The sequence below is a fragment of the Dictyobacter halimunensis genome (genome assembly GCF_036245075.1).
This window is the reverse complement of record NZ_BSRI01000001.1, coordinates 2,810,062-2,826,020: the sequence shown is the minus strand read 5'-3', so window position 1 is coordinate 2,826,020 and position 15,959 is coordinate 2,810,062. Positions and strand designations below refer to the sequence as shown.

At 56.5% G+C, this 15,959-nt stretch carries 4 protein-coding genes; 2 read left to right on the top strand and 2 right to left on the bottom strand.

Features of this window, described 5'->3' with window-relative positions; genetic code table 11:
* Positions 1-28: 28 nt before the first annotated feature.
* Both AABA21_RS11525 and AABA21_RS11520 read right to left on the bottom strand, forming a co-directional pair.
* Positions 29-763, bottom strand: a complete 735-nt coding sequence (locus AABA21_RS11525; protein ID WP_338249975.1) for a GNAT family N-acetyltransferase — start codon at positions 761-763, stop codon at positions 29-31.
* Between the two features lie 80 nt (positions 764-843).
* Complete coding sequence (locus AABA21_RS11520; RefSeq protein WP_338249973.1) at positions 844-3,504, bottom strand: lantibiotic dehydratase; 2,661 nt, start codon at positions 3,502-3,504, stop codon at positions 844-846.
* A gap of 426 nt (positions 3,505-3,930) precedes the next feature.
* Between AABA21_RS11520 and AABA21_RS11515 the strand changes: the two genes are divergently transcribed.
* Together AABA21_RS11515 and AABA21_RS11510 are read left to right on the top strand one after the other, a co-directional pair.
* A complete protein-coding gene (locus AABA21_RS11515; RefSeq protein WP_338249971.1) occupies positions 3,931-12,387 on the top strand; it encodes a non-ribosomal peptide synthetase in 8,457 nt (2,818 codons plus the stop codon).
* Between the two features lie 171 nt (positions 12,388-12,558).
* Complete coding sequence (locus AABA21_RS11510; RefSeq protein WP_338249969.1) at positions 12,559-15,939, top strand: amino acid adenylation domain-containing protein; 3,381 nt, start codon at positions 12,559-12,561, stop codon at positions 15,937-15,939.
* The last annotated feature ends 20 nt before the right edge of the window (positions 15,940-15,959 follow it).

Genomic DNA, 15,959 nt, shown 5'->3' with positions numbered 1-15,959 from the left:
AATAATTGAGGAAAAATATGGGATATGCTTACACCGTATAGCTAATCCAGACGTTTGGCTCCTCATACAGTCCTGTATCCTGCGCGCGGTCGATCACGATAGGGGAAAGCGCTCCCTCTACCACATACATGCCACTACCAGGAAAAGGTTGCCCTGTCCAGGACTCCCATTGAGAGACAGACGCGCTGGTGACCATAGATCGGGGCGCTACCTTCACTATGGTCGCTCCCTGGCGTATATGGATGCGCAACCAGCTATCAAAAGGAGACCCGTCTTCACGCTTCCATTGGATGTAGTCTTCCATTGGAATCAAGGGATACAGAGGCTTTTGGGCAGGTCGCAAGGGAAGAATAAGCGAACGCAGGGCATGGCGGGCCGCCAGGTCTTTCATGGCCTGCACCATAAGTGTGCTCAATCCCTTGCCTTTTGCTTCTGGAGCCATAACTATTGATAAGCCACACAACGTGTTTGGAGGTTGCTCACGCTGACGTATACCTTGCTCTAACGCCTCATCCCAACCAGCCAGCAAACCAGTCGCCGTCCCATCCCAGAACAGGGGAATCGTATGACCAACAGCGTATACATCATCATGTTCATCACAGAGGAAATATTGATACTCTGGAAACGTCGAGAATAACGCTCCCCAGTACTCTACCGCGGCCGCGTCTTCCATGACAAACTCTGGCCAGCTTGCATCATGCAGACGCGGCAGATCTGCTTCCAGTTCAGGACGCTCGGCAAGCGTCACGACTGTGTACCCCATTTATACTCTCCCTTACTACAATATGCCCTTACCAGAGCGTGGTTATGTAGTAAAAACAAAGGTAAATGACCGACATCTCTTTACCGGCGACGAGCAGACGCCGGGTCCGGCTCCCCTAAGCCGGCGCGATCGACGACGACCATCCGTAATTCGGATGTATAGTGATTGTTCTGCGCATCCATCAGCCAGCAATGCTCCACGTCTGGCAGCATTTCAGTAAAGACAACTGTTTGTTCCCGCTGCTGACCCATCTGTGCACTGCGCAGACCTTTGACCAGTATTTGAGCGCTGATCGGGCTGGCGAGATCGCAATAAACAGGCTTGCGCTCCCCTGGAATGCGCACAAACAGGAAGCGTGGCAAAGAGTACTCCCTTCTCCATCGTCTGACCTCGGTATACTCTTCGATCAGGGTCGAACAGGCGAGAAAGGGCAGTTCTTCGAGCGAGAAACGCCAGGACTCCCGACACACCACCAGTCTGTCAATGGAGATGCGCGGGGTGTGGCGCGCCGCCGGCAACGGCTTCCATAGATCGCAGACCAGCAGTGAAAGAAAATATTCCAGCACATGGAGCAGCGGAAACTGCTGGACACCATCATGGGTACTGACCAGTAGTTGTCCATCTCTCTCCTCCAGAATAAGATCGCCATAGAGCAGAGCTTTGCGCGGATCGTAGCCAGCCGTATCAGCCCCGAAGACCAGGCGCCAGTCCTTGTCGAAGCTGAAAGCCAGCTGCGTGCGTTTGCCCTGCATGATGTGCCTGGGGAAGCAAGGGATGATCAATGGATCAGGCAGGTCGCTGCGAAAAGCCTGGATGAGCACATCAGGATCACTATGCTGCCCAACCAGGGCGATGGTGTCCATTGTATTCAGCGCCTGGTGAAACTCTCCCAGTACCAGCGCGTATTCGCCCCTGGAGATCGCGGCCGGATCAGCGGCTGAAATAAGAATATCGGGGCTATGGTAGCAAGCGGTACGCCAGCCAGGGGCGGCCGCCGCGAAATAACGCTCGATCTGAGGCTGTAGCTCAGCACATGTATAGTGAACCTGGCTCTGCCCATCTGGCAATTGTAGAATATGCGCCCAACGCCGCTGAAATTCCTGCACTACCTCGTGGATTGGGGCTTGCACAGAGCCCGCATCCATCAGCGGCTGGATCCATGACCAGAATACGGCAAAATTGACGCGCGCGGAACCAGTCTTCTTCACCAGGTCGCTGTAAATAGCCCGGTACGCCACGGCGTATCTTTGCGCGACTTCGGCTGTGAACCAGCGCGCACTCTTCATCAGCAACAGGAGAGGTTGCTCCAATGCCTGCCGCAGTGGCAGACCCAATGTCACCAGAACGTCTCGCTGACAATCCTCATAGACCAGTGTACGGGCCGCATACATCTCACCAGCCATACGCGTCGCGTGTTGATGCGTGCACTCCGAAAAGGTCTGATTCAATGCCTGGAGCGCATCAGCAAGCTGCTGGTCATTACCGGCAGCCGCGCTAATCGCCGCCCGCTTTTGCTCCAGCAGATCCAGGCGCTCGCTAGCGCGCTGGCGCAGTTCATCCGGCTGGATATCGCTGAGCAGGTGGCGCAACGAGCGCTCTGGATACCAATCCTCCATCGATACCTCAAATGTCCAGCAAAGACATTTCTGGTCATGCAACTTTTCCAGGGCGGCATAAATATCTGCTGCAGTAATATGGTTATCGACCTGAACTATGTGCTGCGCGATCTCTCGTGCGCTCCGTTGCCCATCACAGGCGGCAAAAACGGTCGCCTCAAGCGCTGACAGGGAAATTGGATGCCCAAAGGGAGGCCATAACTGGCTTCCTCTCTGATGAAAAGAGGGTAATGGCCGTGGCCGGGCCCAGGGACGTAACTCCGTGTCTTGTGCCAGGAGCTCTCCTAGCATATCTATGCCCCAGGTCTCAAAATAGACGTTGCGCTGAGAAAGCAGCTGCGAGCCTGGTCGCACGCTTAGCGCTACATCTGATCCTTCCTGCCACTGCGCCCATCCAACGGGACCAAAGAAACCAATCGAGTCGTTTTTTGCGCAGTAACGCGTAAGATATTTCGTGACGAGGTAGATATACTTGCGCCGCCGATGGTTAAATGAGTTGTCTGCATAGTGACGCAGAAAGCTATCAAGACCATTGAGGGCTGCGTCCATATTTTGCCATAAAACCGCTTCTCTAAAGCGTGGATCATGGACCGCCTGGCTAAGGACCTGAAGATGATACGTAAAAGCTTCGTCGAAGAGCTTCTGCGCTCGCTCCCATTGCTCCACCAGCCGCTCATAACACTGTTGATAAGATGGGATAAGGGAGACAAATGAGGAAGGCAGGTGCTCTGGCACTATCTGGTCAAAGCGGTACGTCTTTAGCGCTTTCCAGGCCGCTTTCAATGGCCGGCGCTGCTGCCGGTCTATGTCGTTGCTTAGTTCAAGATACCGTTGAAGAAGCTCCTGCTCAAGCTGATCAAGCGCCTCCTCGCATTCAAATACCTGGTCGATCTCTCTCATACATTGGATGGCTGCCAGTTGCAGCACATTGGAAACAGGAAAACCAGCGCCCCGCAAACATGACCAGCGCCAGAATGCCCATTGCGGATCCGCGCATGGCACAAGATGTTGAGACAATGATGATGCGTCTTTTAAACCTGTGCTAAAACCTGACTCACCATGACCACTTGCTATCCCTACAACTTCCTCAGAGACGACAATGTCAGAAGAGGACGGCTGCTCCATGCTTTTGTAGTATTCCTCTCTTTTCAGCTAAGCCTGTTACCTTTTTAGTGGCAGACTGGCTAATTTCCATTATAACATATATTTATCCCTCTGCAGCACTCTTAGAGTTACATAAATTAGCTGTAATAAATTTTTACTATTATCTATAAAAACATTAAACCTCGGAGTAACATTATATAAGTTTTTACTGATTTACAGATTCTAAAACTATGCTTGCTTTTCATATACATCGCTGCTATACTTATACATGCAGCTTTCAGATATGTCAGCTACTCTTTATGAGAAAACAAGAGCTATATACTCATTTTGTATACTTGTAGAGAGAAACTACAAATTGAAAGATGGATATAATAACTCCTGTTGCCATTTATTTTTCCTCTATATGTACTGTATGCAAATTTGCGCGTTTTATAGGAAAGTGCACTTATGCAATTTCATGAAAATGGGGAACGAGAATCGAGCATCGATTCTAGCAAGTCCACACTTCCGACACTAGCCAGGTCAGAAAGTAAGGACATTCAGTACCAGGTAGCGAAAGAGCAGCAGCCAATCACATTCCCACCCACATCTGCTCAGGCACAAGAACAGCTGCAGCGTGCATGGAACGAGACGAGGACGGATTATCCCCGTGAAAGCACGCTGGCACAGGTCTTTGAGGCCCAGGTCCAGGCGCATCCCGCAGCCATCGCCGTCATCGATGAGCGTGGTCACGAGATCAGTTACACCGAGCTCAACCAGCGCGCCAACGCCCTCGCCGCTTTTCTGCGCGAACAGGGTATCGACACTGAAGATACCATTGGCCTGCTCGCCGGGCGTTCGCTGGCCCTGTTAATCGGCTTCCTCGGCATCGTCAAGGCGGGAGCCGCCTATGTGCCACTTGATCCTTCCCATCCCGATGAGCGTCTACAATTCATGCTCTCCAACGCTCACGCGTCCCTCCTCCTGACACAGCAACCGGAACGCCTGCCGCAGTGGAGTGGTCGCTCTTTTCTCCTCGATACGTTCGTCGCGCCACCAGCCACACCTATACCCAATCCACCGCAGCACACCGGGCCATTACATCTCGCCTGCGTCCTCTATACCTCCGGCTCAACCGGACAGGCCAAGGGCATCGGCATCACGCAACGGGGTATCCTACGCCTGGTCCTGCGCACGAACTATGTCCACTTTACGCCGCAGGCCACCGTGCTGCACCTGTCCAATATATCCTTTGATGTCACAACGTATGAGGTCTGGGGTGCCCTGCTCAATGGGGCCCGACTGCGCGTCGTGCCGCAATCGGTGGTGCTGGACCCCGGTGCCTTCTATCGCCTGGTTCAACAGCAACAGGAAGTGATTGCCTTTCTCACGACGGCTCTCTTCAACTATCTGGCCCCTATCATTCCCGAGATGTTTCCCCACTTTGCCCATCTCTCCGTCGGTGGCGAGGCCCTTGATCCCATCACTTCATATCGGATACAACAGCAGTACGCGCCACGGCAGTTAATCGGTATGTATGGTCCCGCCGAAAACGCCACTGCATCGACAACCTACGATCTGCGTGGGCTAAAACCAGAGGACACGACGGTCCCCGTCGGAACGCCCATCGCCAATTCAGAAGCTTATGTGCTCGATGCCCAGATGCGACCGCTGCCGCCCGGACAGCTGGGTGAACTCTATGTCGGCGGGGATGGCCTGTCTCGCGGCTACGTGAACCGTCCTGAGCTGACCGCCCAGACCTTCCTTCCCCATCCCTTCAGTCAGCAGCCCGGCGCTCGCCTGTATAAAACGGGAGACCTCGCTCGCTACCGTCCCGATGGCGTGATCGAGTTCGCCGGTCGCATCGATGACCAGGTCAAGATCCGCGGCTTCCGCATCGAGCCGGGCGAGATTGCAGTAGTGCTCAAACGCGAGGCGGCGGTGGTGCGAGATGCCTTTGTGCTGGCTCGCACCATACAGGGTAGCAAGCAGTTAGTCGCCTATGTGGTGCCGCAGGATGGGCAGCAGCGTTCGGCCGAACAACTCCGCGAGGCACTACAACTGCACCTGCCGCCCTATATGGTGCCGGCATTTTTTGTTTTTCTGCCAGCACTGCCCCTGACCCCCAATGGTAAAGTTGATAGACAGGCGCTACCAGAACCTGAGGAGGCACGCGGATCACTTGAGGATGACGAGCATTGGACTCCAGTACAGCGGCAGCTAGCCGCGATCTGGAGGGAGGTGCTCCATATCCATCAGTTCGGACTGCATAACAATTTCTTCGCGCTGGGCGGACAGTCCTTACTCGGCATCCAGCTAATATCGCGCATCACCAATACTTTTCACTGCCAGGTTCCTATCCAGGTGCTCTTCACCTCACCAACTATTGACGCATTGGCGCAGGTCATCACGGCTCGCCTGATCGATGCAACCCCGATATCGGGCTCTGGGATAGTAAGAGTAGAGCAGCGACCCGCTCCCTTACCTCTCTCCTTTGCCCAGGAGCAGCTCTGGTTTCAAGAGCAATTGCACCCTGATAGCAGTGCCTACACCATCCCATGCATTCTTTCTCTGCGTGGACAGCTCGACATAGCGGTCCTGACGCGCTGCTGGCAGATCCTGTTCGCGCGCCATGAAGCATTACGCACAACGTTCGAGAAGATTGATGGCAAACCGGTTCAAAACATCCTTCCTCCCTCCGCATCACCACTACCCTACCTCGATCTCTCGGGCATGAGCGAGGAGGAGCGCCAGGCCGCATGTGAGGAGGCAATCGAGCAGACCACCAACTGGCACTTTGATCTACAGGGATCGTTGGTACGCCTCTGCCTTGTTCGCCTGCGGCCCCAGGAGCACCTGCTCTGCTGTGCCTTCCATCATAGTATCTTCGATGGCTGGTCGCTGCAGATCGTGTTGCGCGAGCTGGCCCGGTGCTATCAGCAATTGCTATCCGGACACGATCCGGAGCTGCCGCCGCTGGCCGTGCAGCCCGCCGACCATGCTCTCTGGCAGCGCACACCTGCCTATAGCGAGCGCGTGCGGCCCCAGCTGGAATACTGGCAACGCTTGCTTTCCGGAGCACCGGAGGTTATCACCCTGGCCACTGATTTTCCCCGGCCCGCGCAACAAAGCTTCCGAGGAGCCAGGTATTATTACACTATCCCCAAATCGTTGATGGTCAGGCTGCGTGAGCACAGCCAGCAGCAGGCAGTCACGCTCTCTATGTCCTTATTCGCCCTCTTCGCCATGCTGCTAGCAAGCTATAGCCGCCAGGATGACCTGGTCATTGGCACCCCGCTGGCTGGACGCTCCGAAATGGAGCTTGAACCACTGGTGGGCTTCTTTGTCAATATGCTGGCACTGCGCGTCAGGCTGGATGATCAGCCCTCCTTTCACACGCTGCTGGAGCAGGTCCATACCCTGTTTCTTGATGCCTTTACACACCAGGATGTCCCTTTTGAGCAGGTGGTGGAAGCCGTGCAGCCCCGGCGCAACCTGAGCTTCCATCCCCTCTTCCAGGTCTCCTTCGCCTTCCAGCCCTATCAGATCCCTTCCAGCCTGGGTCCCGTCGACATGCAGCAGCTCGCGTTACCCATCGCTACATCGCAGTTTGATCTGACCCTTTTCATCGATGAGCACGCCGATGGTTCACTGAATGGATGCTGGGAATACAATACCGATCTGTTCAAGTCCTCGACCATCGAGCAGTTGCATGCGCGCTTCCTGCGGTTAATTGAAAACGCCCTGGCACATCCCGATCATCCCTTCGCGCGCCTGAGCTTGCTTTCAGATGTAGAACGGCAGCAGATGCTCTATGCATGGAACGAGACGAGGTCAGATTATCCACGCGATTCCACGCTGGCACAGGTCTTTGAGGCCCAGGTTCAGGCGCATCCCGCAGCCGTCGCCGTCATCGATGAACATGGACACGAGATTAGTTATGGGGAGCTTAACCAGCGCGCCAACGCCCTCGCCGCTTTTCTGCATGCGCAGGGTATCCGTAGCGAAGAGACCGTTGGTCTGCTCGCCGAGCGCTCACTGGCCTTACTGATCGGCTTCCTCGGCGTGGTCAAGGCGGGAGCTGCCTACGTGCCCCTCGATCCTTCTTATCCCGATGAACGCCTGCGCTTCATGCTCTCCAACGCACGCGTCGCTCTGCTCCTGACCCGTGACCCTGAACGCGACCTGCAGTGGAGCGGCCTCTCCTTCTCGCTCGATGCTTGTGTGAAGTCTCCATCAGAGCCTGTACCCAATCCGCTGCAACGCACCGAGCCGTTGAACCTGGCCTGCGTCATCTATACCTCCGGCTCGACCGGGCAGGCCAAGGGCATCGGCATCACGCAGCGGGGTATCCTGCGCCTGGCACGGGAGACCAGCTATTTCCACATCACGCCTCAATCGACAATGATGCACCTGTCGAGCACATCCTTTGACGCTACGACCTATGAGGTCTGGGGCGCCCTGCTCAATGGGGCCCGGCTGTGCATCGTGCCACAGCCGGTGGTGTTGGATCCGACCGCCTTCGCCCGCCTGATTCAACAGCAGCGAGAGGTGATGATGGTACTCACGACGGCGCTCTTCAACTACCTGGCCCGTGCAATCCCTGAGATGTTCTCCCACCTTGCCCATCTCACGGTCGGCGGCGAGGCCCTTGATCCCTTGATTTCATATCGGATACAACAGGAGTATACGCCACGGCAGTTTTTCTGCCTGTATGGTCCCGCCGAAAACACGACTGCATCGACATTTTATGATATAAGCGGGCTGGAGCCGGAGGCCACGACGGTAGCGATCGGCACTCCCATCACCAATTCAGAGGCCTATGTGCTCGACCCAGAGTTACGCCTGGTGCCACCCGGTCTGCTGGGCGAGCTCTACGTCGGCGGGGATGGCCTGGCTCGTGGCTATCTGCACCGTCCCGAGTTGACCGCCCAGGCCTTTATGCCTCACCCCTTCAGCCAGCAGCCCGGCGCTCGCCTGTACAAAACGGGAGACCTGGCGCGCTACCGGCCCGATGGCGTGATCGAGTTCGCCGGTCGCGTCGATGATCAGGTCAAGATCCGTGGCTTCCGCATCGAGCCGGGCGAGATCGAGGTCGCCATCAAACGCGAAGAGGGGGTGCGGGACGCCTTTGTGCTGGCTCGCACGATACAGGACAACAAGCAGCTAGTCGCCTATGTGGTGCCGCAGGACGGGCCATCCTGTTCAGCCGAGCAGCTCAGAACCGCCCTGCAACAGCATCTGCCCCCGTATATGGTGCCGGCGTTTTTCGTCTTCCTGCCAGCCCTGCCAATAAACTCCAATGGCAAGCTCGACCGGCAGGCGCTCCCTGAGCCAGACACTACGACAAGTCCACTCCAGGAGCAGGAGAGCTGGACGCCGGTGGAGCGAGAGCTGGCCACAATCTGGAAAGAGGTGCTCCACATCCATCAGCTCGGACTACATGATAATTTCTTCGCGTTGGGTGGGCAATCCTTACTGGGCATCCAGCTGATGTCACGCGTCGCCAAGGCCTTTCACTGCGAGGCTCCTATCCGACTTCTGTTTGCTTCACCCACCATCGCGGAACTGGCACAGGCGATTACACCCCGGCTGACTGATGCCACGTATCTATCCACGTCTGCAAAATCGAGAGATGAGCAACGGCCGGAACTGCTGCCTCTCTCCTTTGCCCAGGAACAGCTCTGGTTTCTGGAGCAGTTGCACCCCGAGGAGAGTACCTACACTATCCCTTGCGTCCTTTCTCTGCGGGGCAAGCTCGATGTGGCGGTCCTGACCCGCTGCTGGCAGATTCTGTTCGCACGCCATGAGGCCCTGCGTACGGTCTTCTTGGAAGTCGATGGCAAGCCGGTCCAGCGCATCCTGCCCCCTTCCGAAGTGGTGATTCCCTACCTGGATCTCTCGCATATGGGCGAGCAAGAGCGCCAGGCCGCCCGTGAGGAGGCGATCAAACAGACTATTACCTGGCACTTCGATCTGCAGCGTTCGTTGGTGCGCCTGCGCCTCGTTCGCTTGCGACCCGAGGAGCACCTGCTCTGCTGCTCCTTCCATCATGGCATCTTTGATGGCTGGTCTCTACAGATCGTGCTGAGCGAGCTGGCCCGGTGCTATCAGCAATTGCTATCTGGACACGATCCAGAGCTGCCGCCGCTGGCGCGACAGCCTGCCGACTATGCTCTCTGGCAGCGCACGCCTGCCTATCACGAACGCGTGCAGCCTCAGTTGGAGTACTGGCAACGCTTGCTCACCGGATCGCCCGAGGTTATTACCCTGGCCACCGATTTTCCACGTCCCGCGCAACAACTCTCTCATGGGGATGCCTATTATTGTTCCTTCCCGCCGCGGTTGATCAACCGGCTGCGCGAGCAAAACCAGCAACCATCAGTCACACTCTCCATGTCCTTATTCACCCTCTTCGCCATGTTGCTGGCGCACTATAGTCGCCAGGACGATCTGGTCATCGGCACCGCGCTCGCCGGACGCACCGAGATGGAGCTTGAGCCACTGGTGGGCCTCTTCGCTAACGTGCTTCCCCTGCGCGTCAGGTTGGATGACCAGCCATCCTTTCACACGCTGCTGGAACGCGTCCATGCCCTGTTCCTTGATGGCTTTACACACCAGGATGTCCCTTTTGAGCAGATCGTGGAAGCCGTGCAGCCCCGGCGCAGTCTGAGCTTCCATCCTCTCTTCCAGGTCTCCTTCGCCTTCCAACCCTACCAGATCCCTTCCAGTCTGGGTCCCGTCGACGTGCAGCAGCTTCCTGCGCGCACCGCCACCTCACAATTTGACATCACCCTCTTCATCGATGAGCATGCCGATGGCTCGCTCAGCGGCAATTGGGAATACAATACCAATCTGTTCAAGGCCTCGACGATTGAACAGATGCATGCGCGCTTCCTGCAGATCATCGAAAGCGCCCTGGAACATCCCGATCGTGCATTTTCGCGCCTGAACCTGCTTTCCGACGTGGAGCGACAGCAGATACTGCACAGCTGGAACGAGACGAGGACGGACTATCCACGCGAGTCCACGCTGGCGCAAGTCTTTGAGGCCCAGGTCCAGGCGCATCCCGCAGCCATCGCTATCATCGATGAACATGGACACGAGATTAGCTATGATGAGCTCAACCAGCGCGCTAACGCTCTCGCCGCTTTTCTCGGCGAGCAGGGCATCGGCACTGAAGATACCATTGGCCTGCTCGCGGAGCGTTCGCTGGCACTACTGGTCGGATTCCTCAGTATCGTCAAGGTGGGGGCCGTCTACGTCCCCCTCGATCCTTCCTACCCCGATGAGCGCTTACGCTTCATGCTCTCTAACGCGCGCATCGCCCTGCTCTTGACTCGTGATCCAGAACGCGACCTGCAGTGGAGCGGACCCTCTTACTCGCTCGATGCCTTTGTGGAGTCGCCTCTGAGCTCAGTACCTGATCCGCTGCGGCATAGCGGGCCATTGAACCTGGCCTGCATCCACTATACCTCCGGATCAACCGGGCAGGCCAAGGGTATCGGCGTCACCCAGCAAAGCATCCTGCGCCTGGTTCTGCAGACCAACTTCGTCCATATCACACCGCAGGCCACGTTGCTCCATTTATCGAATACATCCTTTGACGCTACGACCTATGAGGTCTGGGGCGCCCTGCTCAACGGTGCCCGCGTATGTATTGTGCCACAGTCAGTGGTGTTGGACCCGGCCACCTTCGCGCGCCTAGTTGGGCAGCAGCGAGAGGTGATCACGTTTCTCACGACGGCGCTCTTCAACTACCTGGCTCGCACTGTCCCTGAAATGTTCCGTCACCTTGCTCATCTGACGGTCGGCGGCGAGGCCCTTGATCCCGACCTCACGTATATGGTGCGGCAGGAGTACTCGCCACGACAGTTCCTCGCGATGTATGGTCCGACGGAAAATACCACCGCGTCGACCACCTATGATCTGCGTGGACTGGGACCGGAGGCCACGACGGTGGCGATCGGCACTCCCATCGCCAATTCAGAGGCCTATGTGCTCGACCCAGAGTTACGCCTGGTGCCTCCCGGTCTGCTGGGTGAGCTTTACGTCGGCGGCGATGGCCTGGCCCGTGGCTACCTGCACCGTCCCGAGCTGACCGCCCAGGCATTTGTGCCTCACCCCTTCAGCCAGCAGCCCGGCGCTCGCCTGTACAAAACGGGAGACCTGGCGCGCTACCGGCCCGATGGCGTGATCGAGTTCGCCGGTCGCGTCGATGATCAGGTCAAGATCCGTGGCTTCCGCATCGAGCCGGGCGAGATCGAAGTAGTGCTCAAGCGCGAAGAGTCAGTGCGGGACGCCTTTGTGCTGGCCCGTTCCATACAGGGCAGCAAACAGCTTGTCGCTTATGTGGTACTGAAAGAGAGTCAACAGCGCTCGACCGAGCAGCTCAGAACCGCCTTACAACAGCATCTGCCCCCGTATATGGTGCCGGCGTTTTTCGTTTTCCTGCCAGCCTTACCGATGAACTCCAATGGCAAGATCGATCGGCAGAGGCTACCAGCACCCGAGGAGACGACACAGTCGCAGGTGGAGGAAGAGAACTGGACACCAGTACAGCGAGAGCTGGCCGCGATCTGGAAAGAGGTACTCCATATCCATCAAGTTGGCCTGAATGATGATTTCTTCAGTATGGGTGGTCATTCACTGCTGATCACACAGATGACTTCTCGCATCCGCCAGCATTGGCAGATACAGATACCGCTGCGGCTCCTCTTTGAGGAGCCAACCATCGAGGGGCTGGCACGGCACATAGTCTCCCTACAAACAGAGCAAGCGACAGAGCAGCATACCTATCAAGATGCGGCGATCCCTATTCAGCAGAGAGAGGATGAGAATCTGGAGGATCTACTCGCGCTCTTTGAAGGGATGTCCGATGAGGAGGCGAGCGCCCTTTTGCACCAGCAGGAATCCGAGATATAAAAAAAGCGTTTCTTTTCCAGTAGTTCGCCCTGGGCTGGCTGGTCCGGTCCAGGGTCCCACTTCAAGAAAGGCTGTATATGTACATATGAAGCACGTTTTATGCTATCTCCAGCGCGGGAGAATAGGTAGTATCGCAGGGGTGCCAGCATGGCGGGGGAGTAGGGACAACCAATGACAGATCTTTCTCAAAGGCTTGCCGAGCTTTCGCCAGAAAAGCGCGCTTTATTGGCCCAACAATTAAAGCACAAGGAGAAACAGGTACACACGTTTCCCCTATCTTTTGCCCAACAAAGGCTCTGGCTGCTGGACCAACTGGAGCCTGGGAATCCTAGCTATAATATCGTTTCTAGCATTGCCTTCCATGGCACATTACATATAGATACGCTGCATGAGGGGCTGCGCTTTATCGTGGAGCGCCATGAAGATCTGCGCACCACGTTCAGGCTGCTACGCGATGAGCCCGTTCAGGTTGTTGTGCCGACACAGGACGTGCCCCTGCCATTGATCGATCTGCGCCACTTATCCCCATCCGAGCGCGAAGAGACCATCCAGCGCATGGCGAATGAGGAGATGAAATATTCTTTCCAATTGAGTCATGGCCCACTCATACGCTGCACATTGCTCCACGCTTCCGAGCAGGACTTTGTGCTGCTACTCAATGTTCACCATATCGTTTTTGATGGCTGGTCCCTCAACATTTTCCTGAACGAGCTAGCTCAATTTTATACCACCCGCATTGAAGGGAGGGAGCCTGGTCTTCCACCGCTACCACTCCAGTATGCCGACTACGCCGTCTGGCAGCGTAAATGGCTGGAGGGGCCTGCTGGTCAGGAGCAGGTTGCATACTGGAAGCGTGCCTTACAAGATACACCAACCGTACTTGAGCTGCCGACCGACCGCGTACGGCCCGCCATCCAGAGCTATCGCGGCGGCATGCTGCATGCCCATCTCCCGGCAGAGCTTTCGCGCCAGCTACGCGCATACAGCCAGCAAGAGGGTGCGACACTCTTTATGACGTTGTTGGCCCTGTTCCAGATCGTGCTGGCACGCTACGCGGGACAGGATAAGCTGCTAGTCGGCACGCCCATCGCCAATCGCAATCGGGCCGATATAGAGTCATTGATCGGTTTCTTTGTCAATACCCTGGTCATACGGGCCGATCTCTCTCAGCAACCCACCTTTCGCGCGTTTCTTCACCAGGTACGCGAGACGCTACTGGAAGCCTACACACACCAGGATGTCTCTTTAGATCATCTGCTTGAAGAGCTTAATCCGCAGCGCAGCCTGAGTCATTCACCCCTCTTCCAGGTCTTATTTAATATGGTCAACCTGCCCACGCAAGAAAGTAGCTGGCCGGGCTTACAGGTCACTACTTCCTGGCCGCAGGAAGTGGGATCAAAGTTTGATCTGACCCTCTTCGTCAATGATACCGCCGATACGATTCAACTTGATCTTATCTATAATATGGATCTGTTTGATCGCGCGCGTATGGAAGATTTCTTACGACAATACGAATTGCTCGCTCGTCAGGCCATGCAACACGATAGGAATATCTTTTCGTATTCTCTGGTGACCGAGCATGCCCGTACACTCTTACCAGATCCGGCCGCGCCACTCTCCACACGTTGGGAGGGCCCTATTTATGATCTCATCGATCACCAGGCGCGACACAACCCTTCCCACCTGGCGCTCGTCGACGAGGAACACCAGGTAACCTATCGGCAGTTGGAGCTCTATAGTAATCGTCTGGGACACTATTTGCAGCGCCAGCACATCGGCCGGGGCGATGTTGTGGGATTGACAGGCACACGCGGCGCGGCCCTTGTCTGTGCCCTGCTGGGCATTCTAAAGGTCGGAGCCACAGTACTACTGCTCGATCCTGCCTATCCCATTGAAAGGAGATCACTCTACGCCAGGCTAGCTCATATCCGCTCTTCGCTCGTCGTGGCGGAGCAGGACGACGAAGAAGGCGAACGCATGGCCCTGCCTGACACGGTACCACACCTGCGTTTATCGCCCCACCTGGATCAGGGCTGGCTTGAGGCTGCGGATAATCTCATCTGGCAGCCCCTCCATACCATCCAGCCAGACGACATCGCGTTTATTACCTTTACTTCGGGCTCCACAGGTCAACCCAAAGGCGTTATGCAGCGCCACGGGCCGCTCTCCCACTTCCTCCCCTGGCAGCAGCAACGCTTTGGGTTCAGCCATGCTGACCATCATAGCATGCTCTCAGGTGTGGCTCACGATCCACTACAGCGAGAAATATTTACGGCCCTGGCAACCGGCGGAACGCTCTACATAGCCTCGCTCGAGCAGGTGGCGGAGCCCGGCTGGCTGGCCAGCTGGATGCGGCAACACCGCATCTCGATTACCAGCCTGACTCCTTCGACCTTGCAGCTCCTTGCGCAAACAGACGACCTGGGGACTGAGCAGGTTCCCTTCGAGGCATCTTCGGCGTTGCGCTATGCCTTCTTTGTAGGGGATGTACTTACCAGGCGGCATGTGTCACAGCTGCGCGCCTTTGCCCCGCGAGCAACGGTGGTCAATTTCTATGGCTCAACCGAGACACAGCGATCCCTGGGCTATTTTGTCCTGCCGCCCGCGCAAGTAGGCCAACCTGATCCCCTTGCCGCTATAGGAAAAGAGGTTATACCACTGGGGAAAGGGATACCAGATGTTCAGTTGCTGATCCTGAACAAAAGCCGACAGCTGGCGGGGATCGGTGAGTCAGGTGAAATTGTTTTCCATAGTCCTCATCTTGCCGCCGGCTACCTTGAGCAACCAGAGCTTACGGCGCAGCGTTTCCAGCAGGATATCGTCGCGGACACGGCCAGTGGCCGCTGCTATCGCAGTGGTGATCTCGGTCGCTACCTCCCTGATGGCAATGTCGAATTTGCTGGTCGCCGCGACGGACAGATCAAGCTACGAGGCTTCAGGATCGAGCCGGGCGAGATCGAAGCCGCGATCCTGCAGTTTCCCGGTGTCGCTGAGGTCAAGGTCCTCCTGCGCGAGGATACACCAGGGGAGAAACGCCTTGTCGCCTACGTCGTTGCTACCAGCACACAGGATGCTCAGATCTCCATCCAGTCACTACGCGCCTTCCTGGCGCAACAGCTGCCGATCTACATGGTTCCTTCCGCGTTTATGCTGCTCACGCGCCTGCCACGGACGCCCAACGCGAAACTGGATCTGCGCGCCCTCCCGGTGCCAGAGCATCCGGTGAATCCAACCGGACAGGGTCCACAGAGCGAACTTGAGACACAGCTCGCACCGCTCTGGTCAGAGATATTGCAGATACAACAACTGGATCGAGATGCAAACTTCTTCGAGCTTGGAGGGCACTCAATTCTGGCCACCCGGCTGCTGGCAAGGGTGCAGAGAACATTCCAGGTCACGATCACGCTGCGTACCCTGTTTGAAGCACCAACGCTTGCCGGGCTGGCCAGTGCTATCGAGCAATCACAGCATACAAAGACGTCTTCGTCTCAGCCAGTCTTAAAGCCGCTAGCACGTATCGCCCACGCAAGAAAGAAGGATGTCGAAGCATAATTTTTCGATCTTCTATAAAA

What these genes read in the sequence shown, in the direction of transcription:
- AABA21_RS11525 (WP_338249975.1), bottom strand. Translation starts at nt 763, where the DNA reads ATGGGGTACACAGTCGTGACGCTTGCCGAGCGTCCTGAACTGGAAGCA.
- AABA21_RS11510 (WP_338249969.1), top strand. Translation starts at nt 12,559, where the DNA reads ATGACAGATCTTTCTCAAAGGCTTGCCGAGCTTTCGCCAGAAAAGCGC.
- AABA21_RS11515 (WP_338249971.1), top strand. Translation starts at nt 3,931, where the DNA reads ATGCAATTTCATGAAAATGGGGAACGAGAATCGAGCATCGATTCTAGC.
- AABA21_RS11520 (WP_338249973.1), bottom strand. Translation starts at nt 3,504, where the DNA reads ATGGAGCAGCCGTCCTCTTCTGACATTGTCGTCTCTGAGGAAGTTGTA.